Source organism: Streptomyces sp. KM273126, from assembly GCF_004337435.2.
Lineage (GTDB): Bacteria > Actinomycetota > Actinomycetes > Streptomycetales > Streptomycetaceae > Streptomyces > Streptomyces acidicola.
Genome location: NZ_SJXB02000002.1, coordinates 2743118 through 2765730 on the forward strand (window position 1 = coordinate 2743118; position 22613 = coordinate 2765730).

Sequence of the window (22613 nt, forward strand, 5' to 3'; positions counted from 1 at the left end):
GATCCGGACCGGGAACTCAAGCGCCGTTCGAATCCATCGATGGGCTCCACCAGCTCCCGAAGTGGTGAACGTTCTCATGAACAAAGCCACAAGGCCGTGGGCTGGGGATCATCTCCGAGGGTGTGGGGAGTTGTTCACTTGCGTCAGGGTTTCCGCGTGGGCAGGAAGGTGGCGATGGGTTCGGCGGTGCAGCCCGGGTTGTTCAACTCGTGGGCGGGTGCGGTGAGTTGCTCGCAGGTGGGGCTGACGGGGATGTTGCTGGCTTCGAGGTACATGACGGCGAGCGCGCAGGCAACGGTCAGGTTGGAGTGTTCGAGCCAGCGGCATCGGCCCAGGGTGTGCACGAGGGCTGCGGCGCGGGCGTAGGGGCCGCCATCGACGGGATGCAGCAGGTCGAGGGCATCGGTGCCGAGAAGCTCGGATGAGGACCGGCGCGGGCTGACCGCGCTCTTCTGGTCGAACATCAACCCGTACGGTACCTTCCACCTCGACATGGACAAGCGGATCGATCTCCTGCCCGTCCCTGTACCAAGCCCGCGCCGAGCAGCGCTCAGCGCGTCGGACGGTAGGTCGCGATGATCACGCCGCTGCTGGTCGGCTGGGCGCTCACCAGCTGCAACTTCTTCAGGGTGGCGTTGTCGGCGAACAGCTTCTTGCGACCCTCGCCGGCCACCACCGGGTGGATCAGCAGTACCAGTTCGTCCAGCAGGTCCTGCTCCAGCAGCGAACGCACCAGCGTCGGGCTGCCCGCGACGGTAATGTCCTTGCCCTCGCCTGCCTTCAGCTTTTCGATCGCGGCCGCCAGATCGCCGTTGATGAGCGTGCTGTTCGCCCAGTCCTCGACGCTGTCCAGCGTGGAGGAGACGACGTACTTGGGCGAATCGTTGATCCACTTGGCGAAACCGGCGTCCTCACCGCTGGTCACCGTCGGCCAGTACCCGGCCCACTCGGTGAAGGTCACCCGGCCCAGCAGAATCGTGTCGGCCGTCTCCAGTGTCTCCTCCAGCGCCGCGCCCATCTCCTCGTCGAAAGCGAACTGCCACTCGTTCGGCGACTGCGCGACACCGTCGAGCGAGACGAACAGACCCGAAACGACCTTGCGCATGATTCCTCCGTGATGAGTTCGGGGGCGTCTGCCCGGTCCCGGCCGGGACGGCCCTCTGACCGGGAGGAGCCGACCCCGTCGGCTACGCCAGGAAGACTATGCGGGCATCGAGACTGAGGTCTTGTACAGAAGCGACAAGGGCTCGGCCCTGCCTGGAGCGCTCAGCTGAGTGGCGGTCCGGCCGATGTACCGGGTCAAGGACCGCGCCAGGTGCGGCTGGTCGAAGTAGCCCAGCCGGTGCACGACGTCCTGGGCCGGAGCACCCTCCTGGATCAGTACCGCCGTCTCGCGGGCGCGGCGGATCTGCCGGATGGCGCCCCGGGTGAGGCCCGTCGCCGCGACAAAGCGCCGCTGGAGGGTGCGCTTGGAGACATCAGGGGCGGCGCCGCCGAGCACGGCGGGCACGATCGGGTCGCAGTCCACGATGCCCTCACGCACCATGCGCTGTACGAACGCCTCCGCGTTGTCGTAATCGGGCGGGTGCCAAGCAGAGCCCTTCAGCCAGAGGGAGCGCCGCGTCACGTCGGGTATCTCCGCGCTACCGCCCACGAGCCGGCTGATCGGTATGTGCGGCATCGAGGTGCCGAGGGCGAAGCTGATGCCGAAGAACGTGGCGTCCTTGGGGACGGGGGCCAGGCAGGCCTTGGGCTCCGGGCCCAGTACCGCCGCCTGGACCTGACCGTGGTGCTCCCAGAAGACGAGCTCCCAGTGCGATGTCGCGATCGATGTCATCCGGCTCACGTCGTCGCTGCGGCTGCGCCACACCCGCTCGATGTGCGGCAGCTCCGACGGCCGGCTCTCGATCTCCAGACCCAACCGGATCAACCCCCGTTCTCCGCTGCCTGAGCCGTCAGTGTGTCACGTCGTCCGGAAGGCCAGAGCCCCTGCCCACCTGCAGCGTGTGCGCCCGCTCCCCATCCAGGAGCTGGCCGGGGAGGCGGCATGACGAATCAGACCCCTCAGCACAGCGGCCTGCTTCGCCCGCCGGGTCTTCTTACCGGCCAGCCGCGCATAGAAGGAGGAGCGGGCCGCCTTCAGCAGCTGGCACAACAGGGCAACATGGTGGGTGGTCTTCTCCGCCTCGATGAACGCGTACACCTCGTTCATCGATCGCTCTCCTTCGCGAAGAAGACCGCCGCTTTTCGCAGTACCTCGATCGTCTCCGCCTGCTCGGCGGCCAGCCTCCGCAGCCGGCGCAGCTCTTCGCGTTCGGCTGTCGTCAGCTCTCCCGGCGCCCCCTGCCCGTAGTCGATCGCATCTTGCTTGACCCAGTTCCGCAGTCCCTCAGCACTGACCCCGAGCTCCCGGGCCACCTCGGTGACGGTCTTCCCAGAAGAGCGCACGAGCGCGACCGCGTCCCGTTTGAACTCCTCCGTGTACCGCCTGCTGCGGTTGCTCTTGCTTCCCACCTGGCACTACTTCCTCTGGAACCTCATGTCCCAGTCTCCGGGTGTCCACGATCAAGGGGAAGGTTCACAACGTCTCAAGTGGCACGACGAGTTGGGGCGGAAGGTGGGGGGTTTCGTGCGGGGTGACAGGCGGCAGATTCAGACGGCGGTGCTGGGTGGTGCGGACTCGGAGGAGCCGCTGATGCTGCCGCCGGAGGCGATCGAGCTGGATGCCTTCCGCCGCCGTCACGAGCACGACACGTTCTGGTGCGGTCTGTTGCTCGGAGGCTGCGGCCTTCAGCTGACAGCCAAGCTGACACCGACCGGGTCTGCCGCTTCGCCCACCACCCGGGCCCCGACGGGCACCCTCACCTGTGCGGCCGTCGCGCCCGTGGGGTGAACAGTGCCGACTACCTGTATGTGAAGTCGGCGGCCGCTGCCTGGCTCCGGAGCCGGGACCCGGAGGCCGACTCGAGTTCGTCCGGCCGGAAGGGGTGCCGATCGGCTCGGTGGTGGACATCCGGTTCCAGCACGGCGGGCTGCGTGTGCACCTGGACCAGGCGGTGGAACCGTCGTGGGACCAGGACGGCCGCGAGCCGGTGCTCGGAATGTCGGTGCCGGTGGACCGGGACACGCTGACCCGCCGCTGGTATATCCATCGCATCCGGCTGGACAGCGAAGGCACCGCCCGCCGGGTCCGTATCGGCACCGAGGCGTTCGCGCGGTCCACCGAGTGGTTCGCACTGGACGAATGCGGGATGACGGAGCGAGGTCTGTCTACACCGGCGGTGGAACAGATCGTGCATTCCCGCAGCACCCGGCCCGTCTCCCGGTGGAGCGTGGGCAAGGTCAGGAAGGTCCCGGACGCACGCGCGCGAGCGCAGGTGCTGCTGCGACAGCTGGCCACTGCCCGCAAGGTGGAGTCCGAAGTCGTGGTGAATCGGGTGTGCCGTGAGATAGCCGAGCTGACCGGGGCCAGTTCGGCAACACGAGACGGAGCTGGCCGACGCCGTGCGCGACGCGCATCAGTGGCTGCAGGGCCAGGCCGATGTCCGGCGTGACTGTTCGTACGTCTGAACGAGGCCGATATGACCCGGAATGCCCAGCAGGCCCGATAATGGTGTGCTCGGGTATTGGAACTGTCTGAATGCCCTCGGCTCGGGGCCCATGTGCCGCCCCGGACCCCGGTGTTAGTCGCCGGGCATGGACGTGCCAGGAGCCAGTCAGACCTGTTCGAAGTGGAACGCCTTGATGAAGCAGTCGCGCGGCTGGGCCGCGGCGAAGAGGATGCACTCCACGAGCGACTGCGCGGTGAGCGCGTCCTTGGCCTGGCGCGGTGTGTTCTCCCATTCCTCGGAAAGCGGATCAGGGTTGACGAAGTCCGGCGGGTAGAGGGAAATCACCCGGACCCCCTGGGGCCGCAGCCGCTTGGAGAGGATCTCGGCGAACCCTGCCTGGGCACTCTTGGCCGCGTAAAAGGCGTCGTGCGCTTCCGAGCGGTGATGACCAGCCGTTCCGCAGGCAGAGACCATGTTCACCACATCCGGCTTGTCCGAGTTAAGAAGGAGAGGGAGGAAGTTCTTCACGGTCAGGACGGTGCCGGTGGCACCGGAGGCGATGGTGTCGACGACGTCGGCATCGGAGGCGGATTGAAGGTCTGGTCCTTGGAGATAGCGGGAGCCGTTGTTGATCAGCATGTCGATGCGGTCGGTGTGTCGGCCGACATCGGCAGCGAAGTCGCGGATCGAGGCCGGGTCCGTCAGATCGCAGGTGAAGGCGTGGACCTGCTGGGGCCCTCGGCCGCGAATCTCGTCGCGGACACGCTCAGCGGCGGCGCGCGTGCGCGCGGAGAGGAAGACCTCGGCGCCGAGGTCCGCGAGCCGGATGGCCAAAGTGCGTCCGAAATCGCGGCCGGCGGCGGTGATGACCACGCGGCGATCGTCGAATCTCACGTCGGTACTCCTGTTTCCTGGATCGTAGGTTGCGGTGAGGTGCGGCGACTGATTTTGGCTGCGTAGGCAGTCCAGTCTCCAGCGGCAGCCCGTTGCCATTTGGCGGCGACGGTGATGCCGATACCGAGGGTGCGGGCGAGGACCGCGCGGGCAGTTCGGTGGCGAGCTGGAACAGCGCGGTCGAACGGGCTTCCGCGAGCTGGATGCCGAGGGACCATCCACGCTCGCGCGGGGAGCACATCCGGCTCGCTGGTCCGATTTCTTCGACGGACGGGGGTGCGAGCGCCGTCTGGAGGCTGCTGGAGCAGATCTGTGGCGCCGCCTGGCGGCAGGGAGATCGCACCGCTGGCGGCGCAACTTCGTGGCCTGGACCACCGCCTGGCTGTGGACCTACTACACCGAGACCCTGGACCGGGTCACGTCCCGCTATCAGACCTTGACCGAGTGCGGTCTTCACCGTGAGATCGGTGCCGCGGAGCACCTCTTCTTCGCCTTGTCTGAGATGGGCGCCGGCATCGATCTGCCCGAGAGTGTCCACCGGCTGCCCGCGCTCAAGGTGATGCGCAGTACCGCGGCCCGGCACCAGGGGCTGTTCAACGACATTGTGTCGCTCATCAAGGAAGAGCCCGTGGGCTACTTCCACAACGCGGTCGCCCTCGTCTTCCACCACGACCGGGTGACGGTCGCCGAGGCGCGCGAGCGCGTCAACGCGATGCTGGCCGACTGTGTGCACGCATTCCTTACGGCTGAGCGGGAGCTGCCGTCCCAGCTCGCGGCGGCGGGCATCGACGAGAGCTGCTGAGACCAGGCCCTGGCGCTTACCGAGGCGTACAAGGCGCACACCCGGGGGAACTTCGACTGGCACTTCGAGGTCACCCGCTGCGCCGCTCCCGGCGACATCCACGCTGGTCGGCCACTGTACGTGGCCGACTTACTGGACCACCGCACCACCCCGCCCGACTGACCGCGTGACGGCATCCGCCCCCCTCACGCCCGGGCGCGGGCCTGCAGGGTCTCCTCGCCGGAGGTGGCGAGGGTGTCAATCAGGCGGGAGATGGTCGGGTCGGAGGCGACCGGGCCAAAGACGGCGGGCTCACACCGCAGCATCGCGACGTCCAGCGAGGCAGTCCCCGCCCAGTGCGACCGCCAGGGCGACGTCCAGGAGGGCCTTGCCGGGATCGTGGACGGCCCGCGGCTTCCGCCACGGAGCCAGAGCCTGGGATATGACCTGGTCAAGACCGGTCTTGTGGACCGTTTCGACGAGCAGGACCGACTCAGCCTGGGAGACGACCTGGCGGCCGTCGTCCTGGACGCGGACACGGGGGTAGGACCCGATAGAGTGCTTCACCTGGGAAATGCCTCTGGTTTCAGCAGGAACAGGGACCTCGACAATCCTCATTCTTGCTGGGCAGAGGCACTTTCTGCTTCCTGACCGCCTGCCGGACAGTCCGCTTCATGAAAGCGCGAGGTTAAGGTCGTGTCGGCCGGCCTTAAGGTGTAGCTGGCGCGGCCGCAATCATGGGCTGGCAGACTTCGCCGAATCCCACCTTTTCTCCAAGTGGTCACGGCATCGCACCTCGGTTCAGCGTATTGTCTGGTTGTTCTGTCGTAGGGGCAAGGCGCACATGCACTGGACGATCTCGGTGCATTCCCCCGAATCTGTTGCGACGAGCGATGACTTACCCTGTCAGCACCGTGCCGGGCGACACCCGGCCACGGGGTCACCGCAGGATCGCCGAGAGCTCACCTCAACCACTCGGGGACAGGCCCCGAGAGCTGGCTCGCACGAGTCGGCCCCCTGTACAACTTCTGCCGAGGCCCTTTCGGTGCGACTCGGATGTGTGCCCGCTTCGCCCGGCTGGTGAACGGCCTGATCTGCGCGTCGACCGATGAACGCCCAAAGCACTGTGGAGGCGTTGCAATGCTGCACAACACCGACCCTCGCGGAGACCAGCCTGGCGCAGGGATTCTCGACCGCGCGATGCTCATCCTGCGCTACATGGCGACAGCACACGAGGCGACTGTCGCCGATCTTGCCGGGGCCGCATCAACCAGTCGGAGTACGGTCTACCGCCTCGCGCATCGCCTTGAGGCGTGGGGAATGCTCCAGCCACACCACGAACCGGGACGCTGGGTCGTCGGCCCCGAAGCGCTGCGGCTGGGCTTGTCGGTTCTGCAGCGATCCCAGGTTGCGCATGTGGCACCCGAACCGCTGCGTCACCTCGCGGATCTGACGCAGGAAACCACAGGCCTGGCCGTGCGGCTCGACCGGACCATGGTGTTTGTGCACCGCCAGCCCGGGCCACGTCCAAGCCCGGTCAGCGCCCGTGTCGGAGCGGTACGGCCCCTGCATTGCACAGCCGTCGGCAAGGCGTGGCTCGCCGCGCTGCCCGCGGAGGAACTGGGCGATGTCCTGCTCGGGCACCCTCTGGAGAAGCACACGCCTGCCACGTTGAACAGCCGTTCCGTCTTGGAGCGGGATCTGGCGCTCGTGCGCCGCCGCGGATGGTCGCTGGACAACGGCGAAGTGAACACCGCCACCGCCGCCTGCGGGGCAGTGGTTCTCGACGGCCAGGGGCGGCCGATCGCGGCCATCAGTGCCTCCGGCCCGATCGGCCGCGTTGCCCGCAGAGCCGAGCAGATCGGCCCCGTCGTCGCCAGCACGGCAGCACTCATCTCCCGCCGGCTGGGCTACCAGCAGGCCTGATGCCCTGGCGACGGCAACCGCGCCAGGGCGTCAAGGCACACAACGCGCTCGGTATCCGATGGGTCTTCTCCGCGATCAGGCCCCGGTCGCTGTGGCTGCCTGCTCCACCACGACCTCTGGGGCCTGTGGCCGTGCCGGCTTGGGCGTCCCGGGGCCGATGATCACAGCGACTGCAGAGATGACAGACATCGCCGCGATGTATGCAGCCACGGACCACCACGTTCCCGTCGCCGCCAGCAGAGCTGTCGCGATCAGCGGAGCGACACCGCCTGCCAGCGGGCTGGAGATTTCCCGGGCGAAGGCGACTCCGGAGAACCGGACATCCGGTTTGAACATCTCAGACAGGTATGCCCCCTGCGTGCCCGACATGGCCCGTACTCCGAGTGCGTAGAGGCCGACGACAGCCAGCACGATCAGCATGGACGACTTTGTATTGAGCAGCAGGAAGAACGGGGCCACGAACAACCCGACGAAGACCGTGCCCACCAGGTAGACGCGCCTGCGGCCGAACCGGTCGCCGAGGTGCCCGAACAACGGGATCGTCGCGATGCTGACGGCCGAGGCCACCATGACTGCGGTGAGCCCTATCTGCTCGGAGAGTCCGAGCTGGTCCGCCACGTAGGCGAGCACGAACGTTTTCGCCAGATAGCTGGTGCTCGACTCGGCGAAGCAGGCGAGAATACCGACAACCACGGCACGGCCCTGCGTCTGCAGAAGCTGCATCGCCGGCATGCGCCGAGGCTTGTCCTCCTTTTCCTGGAGCGCCGCGAACTCGGGTGTCTCGTCCAGACGGAGCCTGATGTACAAACCGATGCCCACACCGACCGCGCTGATCAAGAAGGGGATACGCCAGCCCCACGACAGCAGCGCCGCCTCGGGCAGCTGCAGCACCAGGGTGAAGAGGCCTGTTGCCAACAGGAGACCGACGGCAACGCCGGTGTTGGGCAGGCTTGTGTAAAGGCCGCGCTTCTTTTCGGGGGCGTACTCCGCAACCATGATCACGGCGCCGCTGAACTCGGCCCCCGCTCCAAGTCCCTGCAGACAACGTACAAGGATCAGGAGGACCGGAGCAGCCACACCGATCTGCTCGTACGTCGGCAGGAGACCGATCAGCGTCGTGGAGGCGCCCATGATCACCAGAGTGATCGCGAGAACCTTCCTGCGGCCGATCCGGTCTCCGAAGTGGCCGAAGATCACACCGCCGACCGGGCGGATGAAGAAGGCCACGGCGTTGACCGCGAAGGCCAGCATGGTGCCCACGAGTGGGTCGTCCGCGGGGAAGAAGAGCTTGTTGAAGACGACGCCTGCCGCGACTCCGAAGAGCGCGAAGTCGTACCACTCGATGATGCTGCCGACCGTGCTTGCGAGAGCCACCTTGCGGATCACTCTGGCGTCTGGAGCCGGGGGCGTAGTGATGCTGGTCATGATGTCCCCTTACCAGCGTGGAAACTCGGGCTTGACCCAGGACGGATCGGCTACCTGCATCGCCCCGACGTCGTCGCGTCGGCGAACGTCACTGCTCTGCCAGCGCTTGTGCAGCAGGGCCAGGCTGTCGCGGTCGAGTTCCACCCCGAGTCCGGGTTCATCGCTCACCACGACTGCGCCGTCGACGAACTCCAGCGGGGACTCGATGACGTCCTCGGGCTGCCACGGACGGTGTGTGTCGCAAGCGAAGAGGTCACCGGGAGCGGCCGCAGCGGCATGAGTCATGGCGGCGAGACTGATCCCGAGATGGGTGTTGGAGTGCATGGACAGCCCGAGCCCGAGAGCTTCGCAGATCCCGGCGAGCTGGTGTGTGGCCCGCAGGCCGCCCCAGAAGTGGTGATCACACAGAATGACCTGTACCGCGTCCAGTTCCGCCGCGGAACGGATTTCGTCCGTGGTCGTCACGCACATATTGGTGGCCAGGTCGATACCGGTGGCCTTGCGGACGGCTGACATGTTCTCCTGCCCGCTGGTGGGATCCTCCAGATACTCCACGACACCGGACAGTTCACGAGCCACCTTGGTAGCTGTCTCCGGCGACCAGATCCCGTTCGGGTCCAGGCGCACGGGCAGCTGCGGGAACTCCTCCTTGAGCGCCTTGATCGCGGCGACCTCTTGGCTGGGCTCGAACACACCACCCTTGAGCTTGATCGACTTGAAGCCGTAACGGTCGATGAACCGGTGTGCAAGAGCGACCACGCCGACGGGATCGAGAGCCGCGCCCCAGTCGTCGACAGGTGCCCCCGGAACCGGGTGCTTCTCCCACTTGTAGAAGAGATAAGCGGCGTAGTCCACGCGGTCGCGGACCTTGCCGCCCAGCAACTCATGGACGGGCAGGCCCAGCGAACGGCCAAGCGCGTCGAGATAGGCGACCTCGAACGCGGACACGCATATGGCGTGCAGCTTGCGCACGCTGGCAACGCCCGTCACCCAGCTACTCGGTTTGCCATCAGTCAGCGACGACGCCACCGCCCCGGGCTTCAGGACGCGCTCGGCCACCTTCCACAGCAGGTTCGGCGACGCGACCGACATCCCCACCAGCTCGGCACCAAACAGTTCGAGTGCTTCCAGATGCTCGGTGTCACCGTAGGTCTCGCCCACCCCGACGGTGCCCCCGAACGTCTCCACCTCGATGATCGCCCGAGTCGCCCACGGCTGGTGGACGCCCTGGAGATTCAACAGCGGCGCATCCTCGATCAGGATCGGGGTGATCCGAACATCTGCAATCAGTAGGGACCGATCTCGCATGGCGCTCCTTCGCGCGTGCTGCGGCCTGGGTGCCGCAGGAGTGCACGGACCCTAGAAGTGCTGTTGCGCTGGTCACAAGAACTCGGATGTCATCCCGCCGACATACGGCTGTAATTTCGCAGCCGCTGGGACAGCGAGGGCAGCACGGTCGCAATGGTCGGCTGAGTTCCGCCGAATCGCCTGATGTGTTTTTCCCGCACGGACCAGTCGGCCGACCCGCTTCGGCCCCGCAGATCGGGGACGGAGCACAAGAGGAGCCAGGTCGAGGCGACCGCTGCGGAAGCCAACCTGGCAGCCGATTTGAACAGGTCAGGTGCAGGGTGATGGTGACCTGCACGAGGCTGGTGATGCGGGTGCGAGACCAGCGGTGCGCTGGCGACGGCGTAGGCCATCGCGGGCAGCCCCTCGGCCGGCCGGGCTGCGGCTGGAACAGCCAGCTGACCAGGTCGCCGTGGCTCTGCACGCGCAGCGCGCGGCGGGTGATGGAGGAGGCCTGGAGCCAGGCTTCCCGGCCGCGGGGGTTCCGATGCGTGCGTAGGCGCCGGTGACGATTTCGGCGAGGCGGTCGAAGTCGGCGCGGGCCGCTTGCGGCTGATTGAACTGCTCCGGGCGCTCTCGTTGAGTGGGGAACTCGGAATGGTGGATCGGCGTTGACACGGCATGACGCGTGAGGTGCGCAACGTGTTCTCCGGTACCGCACACTATGTGATCCAGGCTGGTGAGATCAGCGGAGACATCCACGTCCACGCCGCGCCGGACACCACGCCGCTGGATCGGGTCGCCGGCGAACTCGCGAGCCTGGTGCACGCCCAGTGGCGGGACGAGGCGGCACTGCGTGGCCTGGGCGGCTCGGCGGGGCTGTCGGTACCCTGGCAGGCTGACTGGTCCATCGCCGACCACCGTGGCAAGGCAGGCGCGCAGGTGCCTGGCCGCGGGGACGGACTACCTGAACTGGCCACCGCCTTCCGGGCACTGCCGCAGCGCAGGCTGGTCGTTCTTGGACCTCCGGGCTCGGGGAAGTCGTCGCTGGCCGTACTGCTTGCGCTCGAACTGCTGAGAGAGCGCGGGACACACGATCCGGTTCCCGTGATTCTGTTGCTGACGACGTGGGACCCGGCGAAGCAACACCTGGACGCTTGGCTCGCCGACCGTATCGCGGAGGACTATGCCGGCCGGGCACCGGGCCTGGACCGGCGTAGCGTGAGGCGTCTTGTGCGGGACCGGCGTGTGCTTCCCGTGCTGGAGGGCCTGGACGAGCTTCCGGAATCGCGCAGGGCGGCGGCCCTGACCGGTCTCAACCGGGCCCTGGGGCAGGGCGATTCCGTGGTGCTGACCTCACGGAGTGCTGAGTACGCGGCGGCCGCGGGCAGCGAACGCGTTGTGGACTCCGCCGCAGTCATCGAGGCCCTGCCCGTACCCACTGAGGCCGTCCTTGCCCACCTGCGCGCCATGGTCCACCCCCGGCGGCTCCCACTGTGGCAGCGGGTCTTCGACGACATGGCCGCCGACCCGCGGGGCCCTGTGGCCTCGGTCCTTTCGTCTCCGTTGATCCTGTGGCTCGCGACCCAGGTGTACGCGGGCCCGGCAACTCGCCCCGAGGAACTGACCGACCGGCACCGCTTCCCTAGCGCCACGGCGATCGAGGAACACCTGCTTGAGGGACTCGTCCCGGCTGTCTTCACATACGGTCCGGCGTCGCCGGACCAGGTAAGACCCGTACGGCAGTGGGATCCGCGATCGGCGGACCTGTGGCTTCGGTTCTTCGCGGCCCACCTCGACCGCCTGCACACCCGGGACCTGGCGTGGTGGCGGCTGCGCGGGCCGTCCTCTCGGACCGCCATGAGCAAGTTCACGCTCGTACTCGGTGCCTTACCGGCCTTGGCGCTCGGAGTGGGGGCCGGATACCTTGCCACCGCGGTCCTCGCCGGCCGCGCCCAGGACGTCGTGACGGTGCTCAGGTTGTGTGTGGCCGCCCTGCTGGCCGTGATCCTGGGATTGGTCGGTGGAAAGATCGCCGAGGCGCTGCATCGTACGGGCGGCGGTCAGCCGCGCCGGCCCGCGCGGCCCACGGCGGTGGTGGTGTCGGCCGCCGTCCTGGTGCCCTCACTCACCGCCGTCATGGCCATGGGCGCCGAACACCCCTTCGTACTGCGGCTCGGCGCCCTGCTTCCGCTGGCACTGGGCGTGGTGCTGACCCGGCCGGTGGACAGCGACGCGCCAGTCGGGCCTGACACGCTGCTGCGCGGCGAACGCAGAGTGGCGTTGGTCTCCGCACTGGTAATCGCGCCCGCCCTCGCGGGACTCACCGTGTCGTACCTGCGGGCGAGTAACGAGACCGCCGTCCTGACCGGAATGGCTCTCACCACCTGGCTCCTGGCTGCCGCGGGGCTCGTGGCGACGAGCCGCTGGGGACGGTGGACCACAGCCCGGACCGTGCTGGCCCTGTGCAGTCGGCTGCCGTGGTCGGTAACAGTCTTCCTTCGGGACGCCCACCGGCTGGGGATCCTCCGTCAGGTGGGCGGCGTCTACCAGTTCCGCCACGCCCGGCTTCAGCAGCGGCTGGGCGGCCAGGAAGCGAACGACTGGGAGGCGGAGCGGCAGGAGACGGCACGGGAGGTCCGTGTCAGCGGTGCCAGCAGCGTAGCGGTCACCATAGGTCCGACGACCTTTGTCGGTCCCTGGCTCGGCGGGGCACTCTGCACCTACTTCGCCGTGACCGAGCGCCCCGTCCTCTGGTGGTTCGCGGTCTTCCTCATCGCGCTGCCACCACTGCTCTGGCTCGCCGCCAGGCGTGTGCCCCGGCACGAAATCGAACTGCGCCTCGACGAGGAGCTGATCGAAATCATCGGCCACGAACCGTTCAGCCTCCGGTGGCTGGACGTGGAGCAGGTTTCCGTGCGAGCACTGGGAGCCTTCGGCCGTGACGGCCATGCGTACGGCATCCAGGTGCGCCTCGCCCCGGACCGCGTGCCCCCGCCCGGCCGCACCCCGGACCGGGACGGCTGGATCACAATCTGGGGACTCGGTGACAAACCTGGCGTGCCTCCCGAGATCGCCACCGCGCTGTCCCGCTGGGGAGGCGCCCGTTGGAACGGGCTGGCATAGCCGTCAGGCCGGCACATCAGGCGCACCAGCCTGCGTGTTTCACTTGCGGCCGTGTCCGGATCATGAGTGGGAACGCGAAAGTGCCTTCTGAGCTGGGACGACGAGACTTTCCTAAGGTCCCGGTCAGCCCAGCAGAAAGGCACTTTCTACGTGCACGCTACGGAGTCACGTATCCAGCTCGTTGTCTCCACAGGCGGGCGCGGGGGTGGCCAAGCCGGATCCCGGCTGCTGGATGATCTCGCTGAGGCCTGAAGGGTGTCAATATTCCGGTCGGGCTGCTGAGCTGGGTTGCAATGCCGTGATGGGTTCTGGGCGGGGCTGGAGCGTCAAGGAGGTCTGCGTGGCTTGGCGCTGCTGGGGGCCGGGGGTGGGGTGGGGCGGGTGTTGGTGTCATTGGCCGGTTCGGGGATGGGGTGGCCGTGCGTGCGTGTGTGTGGGGTCGGGCGTGGTGGTGTTGGTGTGATTGCGGTGGGGGATGGGCAGGTGGGGCATGGTGGGGGGTGGTGAAGGAATTGCCGGGCGGGGCGTGGTGTGGGGATGTGGCGATGCGGTTGGATGCGCGGTGCGCGAGCTGGTTCGGGAGGTCCCTGGGTGTGTGGTGGGGTGGGAAGGTGCCGTGAAGTAGGTGTTGTGGGGTGGCTGTTGGGTGCGTGATCGTGGGGTGGGTCGAGGTGAGCCAATAAGGGAACGTCTGGTTTCGACGTTTTCGTATCGGCGGGGAGTGCGCTTGCTGGTAGTGGCAGTGGGGCGGCGTGTGAGCTGGTGTGTTTCCCGTACGTGGGTGGCTTCGCCTCCTACTGGCGGCCCTTGGCTGTCGCGCTCGCTCCGGTGGTGGATGTGGCGGTTGTGCAGTATCGGGGGCGGCTGGACCGGTTGCGTGAGGCTCCGGTGGAGGATCTGCATCTGCTGGCCGACCTGATTGCCGGGGCGCTGGGCCCGTCGGGAGACCGGCCCCGGGCGCTATTCGGGCACAGCATGGGGGCTTCGCTCGCGTACGAGGTGGCTGTACGGCTTGCCCGGCGGCGAGCCGCAACTGCTCGTCGTGTCGGGCCGCCGCGGACCGGCCGCCGCCCGGGGAAGGAACCGGGACTGGCCTGTGGGCGACGCCGGACTGGTCCGGCGGATATGCGGGTTGGGCGGCACGGACGCCGTGGTCCTCGACGACCCGGAGCTGCTGGAGCTGATCCTGCCCGCGCTGCGCGGCGACTACCGGGCCCTCGCCTCCTATGAGGACACCCCCGGCCGGCCGCTGTCCTGTCCCGTGGTCGCCCTGGCCGGCGGCCGCGACCCGGAGGCGGCCGTCGAGGAGGTCCGAACCTGGGGCGAGCAGACCTCGGGCGACTTCCGGACCCGGGTGTTCGAGGGCGGTCACTTCTTCCTCAACGACCATGCCGGGGACGTCATCGGCCTGATCCGCGGACTGCTGCCGGCCCGCGCCGGCTGACCGGGGCGGACGGCCACCGGCCGGGGTGGACGGCCACCGGCCGGGGTGGACGGCCACCGGCCGGGGTGGACGGTCACCGGCCGGGGTGGACGGCCACCGGCCGGGGTGGACGGTCACCGGCCGGGGTGGACGGTCACCGGCCGGGGTGGACGGTCACCGGCCGGGGCGGCCGGTGGCGGCCGGTCTCTGTCACCGGCCTCCGGCTGTGCGGAGCCTGTGAGCCGCGTGGATCCGGCCATAAAACGTTCCGCCTCCTGAGAAAACTTGACCGGAACACAAGGCTCGTGTGTCACTTGAGGACGGGTATTCGTGATCGACTCGGCGCGTCGACTTGCGGAGACGGGGGACACGGGGGTGGCACGGTTGACACCTGGGTATGCCCGTGCAAGGGGACCTCGAAGGCGATCGCTTGCAAGAGCTTGAGCAATCTTGTAGTGGGGGAAAGCGATGCGGTTTCGAATGCTGGGCCCGTTAGAGGTCGTTTGCAGTGACCAGTTGGTCGGACTGGGTGGAACGAGACAGCGCGCGACACTCGGGTTTCTGTTGCTGAACACCAACCGGGTGGTGGCGAGCAGTCAGTTGATAGAGGCGTTGTGGCCGGTCGGCAAGGCGCCCAAGTCGGCCCGGAAAATACTGCAGAACTCCGTGTGGAGACTGCGCAGGGCGCTCTCTCCGGACGAGCGCGATGCCGGCTGTGTGGAGCTGTTGAGCCAGGCTCCGGGTTACATGCTGCGGGTCGCGCCGGACCGGACGGACCTGTACAACTTCCGGGGACTGGTCGAAAAGGGCCGTGTGGAACTGGCGGCGGGATCGCCGGAGAACGCTTCTCTGCTGCTGCGTGACGCACTGGCTCTGTGGCGGGGACCGGTGTTGGCGGATCTGGTGGAAACCGGAATCGACTGGCCTGAGCTGACTTCTGTCAGGAACGCCCGGCTGGATGCTCTGGAGCACTATTTCGAGGCGGAGTTGGCGTGTGGTCATCATCACCGCATCCTCGGCGAGTTGGAGAAAACGGTTGCTACCGAGCCGTTGCGGGAACGGCTGCTCGGACAGCTCATGCTGGCGCTCTACCGATCGGGGCGGCAGACGGACGCTTTGGATGTTTATCACGGTGCCCGCGCTGAAATGGTGGAAAAACTCGGGCTCGAACCGGGCCATGCCCTCAAGGCATTGCAGCAGGCCATCCTTGTCCATGACCCGGTACTGGTCCCGGTCGGCGTCCGGCAGCAGATCGAGCTGCTCATGACGGGCGCCTCCCAGGACCGCGCGGAGCCGGCCCTCCAGGGCGTTTCGGGCGGCCTGGACACCGTATCCGCGCAGCCGGGGACGCTCGCCGCACCGGCCGTGCCCCGCGACCGCCGGGGCGACGAGGGTATGGCCTGCGAGGAGCCGGCCACCCGGCTGCCGACCGTCGATCTGCCGGCCACGGCGGCGCCTGTGCCGCCGGTGCTGCGGACCATGGTGGCCGAGCGCAAGGACGTCAGCGTCCTCATCGTGCGCGCCCGGCTCAGCCCGGGGGAGGGCGACAGCGTGCCCGAGCGGATCGATGAGGCCGCCGAGAACGCGGCCATGGTCATCCGTGAGGAGGTCGAGTGCCTCGGTGGTACGGTCACCGCCTCGATCGGCCCGATCTGGCTCGCCCTGTTCGGGGTGCCCCGCACCGGCGGGGACGACGCCGAACGGGCGGTGCACGCGGCGATGACGATCCGCGACCGCCTCGGTGTCGCGGCGGCCCCCGCCGGACCGGCCACGGCCGCCGCGCGCGGCGTCTCCATCCAGGCGGCGGTCGCCACCGGCGGGGCGCTCGTCCGCTACCAGCCCGACCGCGGCGAGGTCCCGCCGTCGGTCAACGGCGCTCTCCTCGACGAGTGCCACACTCTGCTGTCCCTCACCCCCGCCGGGGAGATCCGGGTCTGCGACGACACCCGCCGTGCCACCGAGTTCGCGGTCACCTACCACCGCGGCGACTCCTCGCCCGGCTGGCAGGTCGGGGGCTTCCGCCAGGAGTACGTCGCCCTGCACGCCGTACCCGTGATCGACCGCGAGTACGACCTGGACGTGCTGCGCGGTCTGCTCCAGCGCACCCGGCACCAGGCGACGCCCCATCTGGTGACGGTGCTGGGGGAGCCCGGCATCGGCAAGACCCGGTTCATCATGGAGTTCGAGCGGCGGCTCGCGGCCAACCCGGAGGCCGTACGGCTGCTGGTGGTGCGCAGCCGGCCCGTCATCGGCGAGGAGCCGCTGGAAGTCCTGTACGACCTGGTGGCGTCCTGCTGCGGGATCCTGCGGGGCGACTCGGCCGAGACGGCACGGGCCAAGCTCACCGCCACCGTCGAGCGGCTGGTCGAGGCCGAGGAGGAGCGGCAGTGGATGCTGACGTGTCTGCCCCCGCTCCTGGACGCGGAGGTCTGCGCGAGCACTCGGGTCGCGGTCGGCGACGTCCTGGCCGCGTCGCGGCAGCTGCTCGCGGAGATCGCGGGGCGGGGCCCGCTCGTGGTGGTCTTCGAGGACCTGCACTGGGCCGACGACGTGCTGGTGGACTTCGTCGAGGACCTTGCGCCGCCGGTGGGTTCACTGCCGCTGCTGGTGATCGCCACCGCCCGGCCGGAGCTGCTCAAACGGCGCCCGGAGTGGGGCAGCGGTATCCGGCACGGACTCACGCTCACCCTGGAGCCGATCTCCGACGCGGCCGTCGACCGGCTGCTGGAGTTCCTGATGTCCACCACGGCCGGCGGTCTGAACACCTCCGCCGGGGGACTGCTGGAGGCGCTGCTGGAGGGGGCGGGTGACGATCCGGCCGCCCGTCGCACCCAGTTGCGCCGCATCCTGGCATCCGGCTCGGCCTCCCTCAGGGACGAGCGGTGCGGCCCCGGCGCGGGCGGCCTGCAGACCGCCGCGCCGGACCTGTGTCTGCCGAGGTCAGCCGGACACCCGTACCGGTAGCCGAGTGGGCGAGATCAGCTGCCTGGGGTTCTCGAACTCCAGGGAGCCGGTCTCGTCCACCGCGATGTCCCGGTAACGGTCCATCAGGATGTTCAGGGCGAGCTTCGCCTCAAGACGGGCCAGCGGCGCGCCGAGGCAGAAGTGGATGCCCTGCCCGAACACCAGGTGGCTGGTGGTGCGGTGGATGTCGAACCGGTCGGGGTCGGGGAACCGGGAGCCGTCCCGGTTCGCGGCCCCGATCCACGGCGTCACCAGCGACCCGGCGGGGATCGTGTGACCGCCCAGCTCGGTGTCGGCGGTGGTGATCCGGGCCAGCCTCGGGAACGGCGGCCGCAGCCGCAGCACCTCCTCCAGCGCGCCGGGCAGCAGTGAGCGGTCCGCGCGCACCGCGGCCCCGGCCTGCGGGTGCCGGTCGAAGAGGAGGACGGCGTTGCCGATGAGGGCCATCGTGGTGGCGTGCCCGGCGAACATGGTCAGACCGGTCACCCCGACGATCTCACCGTCGTCCAGGTACGTGCCGTCGGCCTGGGCGCCCGCGAGCCTGCTGAGCACATCGTCAGTGGGGTTCTTGCGCAGCCGCCGTACGTGCTCCAGCAGATACGCGTTCATCTCCCGCACCGCCGGGACGACTTCGTTCTGAAGCTGCTCCGGGGGGACGGTCGCGGCGTCCACGGTGCCGAGGGCCTCGCCCCACACCCGGAACAGCGGCTCGTCCTCGACCGGCAGGCCCAGCAGTTCCAGGATCACATTGATGGGCAGGGCGTAGGCCAGCGAGTCGATCAGGTCGAAGCGGTCGGCGCCGCCCACCCCGTCGAGCAGGACGTTGGTGATCTTCTCGATCCGGGGCGTCAGCCCGGTCACGGCCCGCGCGGTGAACACGGAGCTGATCACCGAGCGGAGCCGGCGGTGCCGGGGCGGGTCCGTCGTCACCAGATTGCCCGTGTCGAAGAAGTCGAGATCGGGCTGCGGCGGATTGAACGCGCGGGCGGTGTCCGAGGAGAAGGTGGTCGTGTCGGCGAGGATCCGGGAGATGTCGGCGTGACCGAACACCTGCCATCCCTTTTCCGGGTCCCGGTACACCGGCCGGGTGTCGAGCATCGAACGGAACCAGGCGAACAGCGACTCCGCCGGATCCTTTGCGAGAGTATCCGAAGTTATGCTCATGATCCTGACCTTATCCTCGCGTTTCTCGGCCCACGGTGAATTCCGCGGGCATAAAAGGAATGCGTGAGAGATCTGAAACCGGCAGCGGACCGAAGTCCGCTGCCGGTGATGCGGCGCCGGTTTCCGAAGACCGCCCGTAGACCGCCGGCAGATCAGGAGGAGACCAGGCCGGGAGCGCGGGTCAGAACGCCGACATCGAGCGGTACAGCCGGCGGTCGACCTGCGGGGCCCGCAGGGCCGCCGCGCTCGTCAGACGCTTGATCTCGGCGGCGGTCAGGAGCTTGCCGCCGGCCGCGCGGATGCCCGACTCGACGGCGCCGTCCATGTAGCCGCTCCAGCCGTCGGCGATGTCGCCGCCGGCGAACCTGACGCGGCCGTGCGGTTTCTGGATGTCGCGGTGCAGCCGGGTCAGCTGGAACGGCTGGCGGAAGGCGCCGACACCCAGCGCGAACTCGTCCGCGTGCCAGTCGTGGGCCGTGTAGCTGAGCAGCTCGGCGTCCGGCAGGATGTCCTTCACCGCCGCCTCGACCTGCTTGCCGTCCCCTGCGTCGAAGGTGTCCTTCACACTGAACGCCACCACCGGCTGGCCCACGTCGAAGCGGCCCATGATGCAGATCGGGTGCCCCTCCGGGGCCTCCGCGACGAAGCGGTCGGCGGGCTGCTTCAGGTCCAGCCACAGCTTCTTCTCGTGCGGCACGCCGATGCCCGCGGTGGAGGCCGTGCGGTGCGCCTCCGGCAGCCCCGGGGTGAACTCGATCGTCTTCCACACGTTGACCGGTACGGCCATGATGACCTCGGGGGCGACGAACTGCTCCCCGGCGCGGGTGACGACGCGGACCCGGCTGCCGTCCTGCTCGACCGAGGCCACCGGGGAGTTCAGGCGCAGCGTGGGCGCAGCCTGAGCCAGGATGGCCTTGAGCAGGGAGATGGTGCCGTCCTTCGGACGGTAGGTGTTGACGCCGTGGAAGCCGTCGAAGTTCCAGCCGGACAGCGCCCACCACTGGGTGAGGTGGGTCAGCGCGCCGCGCTTGCTGGAGCCGCCGTACAGTGAGGTCGTGCTGGTGAGCCGGATCTCTTCCTCAGGGGCGTACGTCAGCTGGTCGAGCCGGTCGCGCAGCGAGAACCCGTCGTGCTTGCGCACCAGGTCCTCGCGGTGGAGCGGCTCGTAGGGGCGCTCGAAGTACTCCCGGTTGCCGTCCTCGAAGAACGGGGTGAACAGCTCTTTCTGGCGGGCGTACGCCTCGGCCGGGTCGTACTCCTGGAACCCGTCGAGGGTGGGCAGGATGCTTCGCTCGACCCCTGCGTCGGCGACGATCGGGACCTTGTAGCGGTCCAGCTCCCGCCACACGTACGGCTGGAGCGGGTCGACCCAGGCGCCGCCGCGCTCGATCTGCTGCCCCTGGTAGGTGTCGGTCCAGGTCCGTCCCCCGATGCGGTTGCGCGCCTCCAGCAGGAGGACGCGCTTGCCCTGGGCCTTCAGTTCGCGCGCGGCGGTGACCCCGGCGAGGCCGGCGCCGACGACGATGACGTCGAAGTCCTCCTTCAGCTCCGCCGCCGCGGCAGGACGCGCGACGGCCGCACCCGCCGCGGTGACGAGCGTGGTGGCTCCGACCGCCTTCAGCAGGGTGCGCCGCGGCAGCCGCGACGCGGTCCGGCCGGAACCGGACGCCGCGTTCTCGTTGGCCGATATCGCGCCGTGCTCGTTGGGTGTACTCACATTTCTCCTCGATGTGTCGCCGGCATGAATGCCGGGCACTCCCCCGGATCCTCGGACTGTGTCCGGAAAACGCTGCCAAACGTAGTCGAGCAGCGGCGATTTTCGGTCTTCCGCGGGTAATTCCGTTTGGCGGACGGCAGGGGGATTGCCGAGGATTGAAATGTGAGAATTACGTGCAGGTGGAATACAAAAAGCCTCCGGGGTACGGCTGGTGGGCCGTACCCCGGAGGCCGGGTGGAACGCGTCCGTCAGGCGGAGGGCTTGCGGAACTGCTCGATCAGCGCCGCGTAGCCGCTGTCGGCGTGGCCGTCGGCCACCGCGCGGTCGACGAGCGCCTTGAAGAAGCGGGGCAGTTCGGCGTTGATGCCGAGGGTCTTGCTCTCCTCGGCGAGGTGCTCCAGCGCGTCCTGGTGGACCGTCATGGTGGCGTCGCCGGCCGGGTACTTGCCCTCGTCGATCTGCGGGGCGTACGCGGTCACGTACTCGGTGACCACGTTGATCATCGTGTTGGCCAGCGGGGCGAAGGCGGTGGCCTTCACCTTGGCGGTGCCCAGCAGGGCGGCGCCCTGGAGGAAGCCGTTGAGGATGCCCCACATGATGCCCAGCAGCGACATGTCGTAGAGCGCGGACAGCCCGTGGTCGGCGTCCAGGTACGTGGTGCCGGCGGCGCCCAGCGCGCGCAGCGTCGCCTCGTGCTCCTCGAAGGCCGCCTTCGGGCCGCTGTACAGCAGGACGGCGGCGTCGGTGGCGATGTCCGGCGGGATCGCCATGATGGCGCCGTCGAGGTAGGCGGTCTCCACACCCGCCGCCCACCCGGCGGTCTCGCGGGCCTGCGTCGAGGTGCCCGTCGTCAGGTTCACCACGACCTTGCCCTTGAGCGAGCCGGCCAGCGGGTCGAGCAGCTCGCGCACGGCGGTGTAGTCCGTGACGCAGAGAACGACCAGCGGGCTCGCCGCGACCGCGTCCGCGACCGAACCGGCGCGGGCAGCGCCCTCGGCGACGAGCTGGTCGGCCTTGGCGGTCGTGCGGTTCCACACAGTGGTGGGGTGTCCCGCCTTGAGGAAAGCAGCGGCTAATGCCTGGCCCATCAGACCCAGGCCGATGACCGACACCGGAGCTTGGGCTGCGTTGGTGTTCGACATTGCGTACTCCCGTTCCAATTCACACTGTGGTTTGCATGGTTTGCATCTCGGCGATGACCAACCCGCTGCCCGCAACCCTCGCACCGCGGTGCGGGCGACGGACAGTGGCAGAAGTGCCGACCTTCGCAAAATTCCTGCCGTAGGCTTGGCGGTATGAATCCTGGGTCTGTCGCCATCGCTCTGGTCAACGACACGGACATGCAGGTGTGCGAGGTCTACGAGACGGCCATCGCCTACGCGGTCTTCGGCGATCCCCAGCCGGACCTCGCCGACCCCTGGTACGACCTGCGGGCGTGCTCGGTGACCCCGCCCTCCGCCGCCGGCCCGGCACGGGGGTTCTCCGTCCGCACCACCCACGGCGTCGAGGACCTCGTCACCGCCGACACCGTGATCGTGCCCTCGGTGCCGGACGCCGTCGTCAACCGGGGGGAGTCCCTCCCGGCCGAGTTCGTCGACGCGCTGCGCCGCGCCCACGACGCCGGCGCCCGCATGGTGTCCCTGTGCACCGGGGCGTTCGCACTCGCGGAGGCCGGTCTCCTGAACGGCCGCCGGGCCGCCGCGCACTGGCTGAACACGGCCGACCTGGCCAAGCGTTACCCCGAGGTGGAGGTCGACGACTCGGTCCTCTACGTGGACGAGGGCCGGATCCTGACCAGCGCCGGTATGACGGCCGGACTCGACCTGTGCCTGCACATCGTGCGCCATGACCTCGGCGCCCATGTCGCCAACCAGCTCGCCCGCCGGCTGGTGGTCTCCGGTCACCGGCCCGGCGGCCAGACCCAGTTCGTGGACCTCTCCGTCCCGGTCACCGACGACGACAGCCTCGCCCCCGTCATGGACTGGGCCGCCCGCCGCCTCGACCAGCCCCTCACCGTCGACGGCATGGCCAAGCAGGCCGGGATGAGCACCCGGACCTTCTTCCGGCGCCTCCAGGCCGCCACCGGGATGACCCCGCTCAAGTGGCTGCTCAACCAGCGCCTCGCGCACGCGCAGACCCTGCTGGAGACCACCGACCTGCCGATCGAGCGGGTCAGCGAGTTCAGCGGCCTGGGCACGGCGGCCAATCTGCGCCGCCACTTCACCCTGCACGTCGGGGTGACGCCCACGGACTACCGCCAGTCCTTCGGGGCGGCCCCGGCCCGCCGCAGCACCCTCGCCGACGGGCGCCGTTGAACCCACGGAGGCCCGGGCGCCCGTCGCGCCCGGGCCCCGC

At 68.7% G+C, this 22613-nt stretch carries 20 protein-coding genes and 1 pseudogene; 9 read left to right on the forward strand and 12 right to left on the reverse strand.

The window, feature by feature from the left end:
• Positions 1–143: 143 nt before the first annotated feature.
• The 5 genes from E0500_RS42860 to E0500_RS42880 form a co-directional block, all read right to left on the reverse strand.
• A complete protein-coding gene (locus E0500_RS42860) occupies positions 144–464 on the reverse strand; it encodes a fic family toxin-antitoxin system, toxin component (RefSeq protein WP_258573818.1) in 321 nt (106 codons plus the stop codon).
• Positions 465–550: 86 nt separating this feature from the next.
• A complete protein-coding gene (locus E0500_RS42865; protein ID WP_131565711.1) occupies positions 551–1105 on the reverse strand; it encodes a dihydrofolate reductase family protein in 555 nt (184 codons plus the stop codon).
• Positions 1106–1201: 96 nt separating this feature from the next.
• Positions 1202–1921 carry a helix-turn-helix domain-containing protein gene (locus tag E0500_RS42870; protein ID WP_131565732.1) on the reverse strand — a complete coding sequence of 240 codons (720 nt, stop codon included), beginning with the start codon at positions 1919–1921 and terminating at the stop codon, positions 1202–1204.
• A 42-nt stretch (positions 1922–1963) separates the two neighbouring features.
• The gene (locus tag E0500_RS42875; RefSeq protein WP_131565713.1) at positions 1964–2212 is read right to left on the reverse strand and encodes a hypothetical protein; all 249 of its coding nucleotides are present in this window, start codon (positions 2210–2212) and stop codon (positions 1964–1966) included.
• Positions 2209–2514 (reverse strand): transposase, encoded by a 306-nt coding sequence (locus E0500_RS42880; protein ID WP_131565715.1) that lies wholly within the window; start codon positions 2512–2514, stop codon positions 2209–2211. Before E0500_RS42880 ends, E0500_RS42875 begins: the two co-directional genes overlap by 4 nt.
• A gap of 115 nt (positions 2515–2629) precedes the next feature.
• On the opposite strand from E0500_RS42880, the gene E0500_RS44800 reads away from it, so the two are divergent.
• Entirely contained in the window at positions 2630–2893 is a 264-nt protein-coding gene (locus E0500_RS44800) for a hypothetical protein (RefSeq protein WP_258573820.1), read from the forward strand.
• Positions 2894–2987: 94 nt separating this feature from the next.
• Positions 2988–3554, forward strand: a complete 567-nt coding sequence (locus E0500_RS42885) for a hypothetical protein (protein WP_258573822.1) — start codon at positions 2988–2990, stop codon at positions 3552–3554.
• A gap of 162 nt (positions 3555–3716) precedes the next feature.
• On the opposite strand, the gene E0500_RS42890 is transcribed toward E0500_RS42885, so the two are convergent.
• Positions 3717–4445, reverse strand: a complete 729-nt coding sequence (locus E0500_RS42890; protein WP_165935065.1) for an SDR family oxidoreductase — start codon at positions 4443–4445, stop codon at positions 3717–3719.
• A 199-nt stretch (positions 4446–4644) separates the two neighbouring features.
• Here E0500_RS42890 and E0500_RS42895 point away from each other — a divergent pair, with 199 nt between their 5' ends.
• Positions 4645–5247, forward strand: coding sequence for a terpene synthase family protein (locus E0500_RS42895; protein ID WP_258574025.1), 603 nt, complete (start codon positions 4645–4647; stop codon positions 5245–5247).
• Between the two features lie 200 nt (positions 5248–5447).
• Here E0500_RS42895 and E0500_RS42900 read toward each other — a convergent pair.
• Positions 5448–5793, reverse strand: a pseudogene (locus E0500_RS42900) (transposase); the annotation flags it as partial.
• A 573-nt stretch (positions 5794–6366) separates the two neighbouring features.
• On the opposite strand from E0500_RS42900, the gene E0500_RS42905 reads away from it, so the two are divergent.
• Complete coding sequence (locus tag E0500_RS42905; RefSeq protein WP_165935066.1) at positions 6367–7152, forward strand: IclR family transcriptional regulator; 786 nt, start codon at positions 6367–6369, stop codon at positions 7150–7152.
• Between the two features lie 75 nt (positions 7153–7227).
• On the opposite strand, the gene E0500_RS42910 is transcribed toward E0500_RS42905, so the two are convergent.
• Entirely contained in the window at positions 7228–8577 is a 1350-nt protein-coding gene (locus E0500_RS42910) for an MFS transporter (protein WP_131565724.1), read from the reverse strand.
• A gap of 9 nt (positions 8578–8586) precedes the next feature.
• Positions 8587–9885, reverse strand: a complete 1299-nt coding sequence (locus E0500_RS42915; RefSeq protein WP_131565726.1) for an enolase C-terminal domain-like protein — start codon at positions 9883–9885, stop codon at positions 8587–8589.
• A gap of 660 nt (positions 9886–10545) precedes the next feature.
• Here E0500_RS42915 and E0500_RS42920 point away from each other — a divergent pair.
• The 4 genes from E0500_RS42920 to E0500_RS42930 all read left to right on the forward strand — a co-directional run bounded on the left by E0500_RS42920 (position 10546) and on the right by E0500_RS42930 (position 17377).
• The gene (locus E0500_RS42920) at positions 10546–12990 is read left to right on the forward strand and encodes an NACHT domain-containing protein (RefSeq protein WP_131565728.1); all 2445 of its coding nucleotides are present in this window, start codon (positions 10546–10548) and stop codon (positions 12988–12990) included.
• An 837-nt stretch (positions 12991–13827) separates the two neighbouring features.
• Positions 13828–14220 (forward strand): thioesterase domain-containing protein, encoded by a 393-nt coding sequence (locus tag E0500_RS45705; protein ID WP_399121077.1) that lies wholly within the window; start codon positions 13828–13830, stop codon positions 14218–14220.
• Positions 14141–14434 carry a thioesterase II family protein gene (locus E0500_RS45710; protein WP_399121007.1) on the forward strand — a complete coding sequence of 98 codons (294 nt, stop codon included), beginning with the start codon at positions 14141–14143 and terminating at the stop codon, positions 14432–14434. Before E0500_RS45705 ends, E0500_RS45710 begins: the two co-directional genes overlap by 80 nt.
• Before the next feature lie 543 nt (positions 14435–14977).
• Positions 14978–17377: a BTAD domain-containing putative transcriptional regulator gene (locus E0500_RS42930; protein WP_399121009.1), complete on the forward strand. Its 2400-nt coding sequence runs from the start codon at positions 14978–14980 to the stop codon at positions 17375–17377.
• Here the strand turns inward: E0500_RS42930 and E0500_RS42935 are convergent.
• The 3 genes from E0500_RS42935 to E0500_RS42945 form a co-directional block, all read right to left on the reverse strand.
• Positions 17354–18541 carry a cytochrome P450 gene (locus E0500_RS42935; RefSeq protein ID WP_131568957.1) on the reverse strand — a complete coding sequence of 396 codons (1188 nt, stop codon included), beginning with the start codon at positions 18539–18541 and terminating at the stop codon, positions 17354–17356. The two genes, E0500_RS42930 and E0500_RS42935, sit on opposite strands and share 24 nt — an antisense overlap.
• Before the next feature lie 181 nt (positions 18542–18722).
• On the reverse strand, positions 18723–20258 hold the full coding sequence (locus E0500_RS42940) for an NAD(P)/FAD-dependent oxidoreductase (protein ID WP_181587443.1): 1536 nt from the start codon (positions 20256–20258) through the stop codon (positions 18723–18725).
• Positions 20259–20506: 248 nt separating this feature from the next.
• The gene (locus E0500_RS42945; protein WP_131568955.1) at positions 20507–21400 is read right to left on the reverse strand and encodes an NAD(P)-dependent oxidoreductase; all 894 of its coding nucleotides are present in this window, start codon (positions 21398–21400) and stop codon (positions 20507–20509) included.
• A 153-nt stretch (positions 21401–21553) separates the two neighbouring features.
• Here E0500_RS42945 and E0500_RS42950 point away from each other — a divergent pair, with 153 nt between their 5' ends.
• A complete protein-coding gene (locus E0500_RS42950; RefSeq protein WP_131568953.1) occupies positions 21554–22573 on the forward strand; it encodes a helix-turn-helix domain-containing protein in 1020 nt (339 codons plus the stop codon).
• The last annotated feature ends 40 nt before the right edge of the window (positions 22574–22613 follow it).

Excerpts from the sequence above, each read along its gene's own strand:
- E0500_RS42860 (WP_258573818.1), bottom strand. The coding sequence starts at position 464 with ATGTTCGACCAGAAGAGCGCGGTCAGCCCGCGCCGGTCCTCATCCGAG.
- E0500_RS42865 (WP_131565711.1), bottom strand. The coding sequence starts at position 1,105 with ATGCGCAAGGTCGTTTCGGGTCTGTTCGTCTCGCTCGACGGTGTCGCG.
- E0500_RS42875 (WP_131565713.1), bottom strand. The coding sequence starts at position 2,212 with ATGAACGAGGTGTACGCGTTCATCGAGGCGGAGAAGACCACCCACCAT.
- E0500_RS42905 (WP_165935066.1), top strand. The coding sequence starts at position 6,367 with ATGCTGCACAACACCGACCCTCGCGGAGACCAGCCTGGCGCAGGGATT.
- E0500_RS42910 (WP_131565724.1), bottom strand. The coding sequence starts at position 8,577 with ATGACCAGCATCACTACGCCCCCGGCTCCAGACGCCAGAGTGATCCGC.
- E0500_RS42915 (WP_131565726.1), bottom strand. The coding sequence starts at position 9,885 with ATGCGAGATCGGTCCCTACTGATTGCAGATGTTCGGATCACCCCGATC.
- E0500_RS42920 (WP_131565728.1), top strand. The coding sequence starts at position 10,546 with ATGACGCGTGAGGTGCGCAACGTGTTCTCCGGTACCGCACACTATGTG.
- E0500_RS42935 (WP_131568957.1), bottom strand. The coding sequence starts at position 18,541 with ATGAGCATAACTTCGGATACTCTCGCAAAGGATCCGGCGGAGTCGCTG.
- E0500_RS42945 (WP_131568955.1), bottom strand. The coding sequence starts at position 21,400 with ATGTCGAACACCAACGCAGCCCAAGCTCCGGTGTCGGTCATCGGCCTG.
- E0500_RS42950 (WP_131568953.1), top strand. The coding sequence starts at position 21,554 with ATGAATCCTGGGTCTGTCGCCATCGCTCTGGTCAACGACACGGACATG.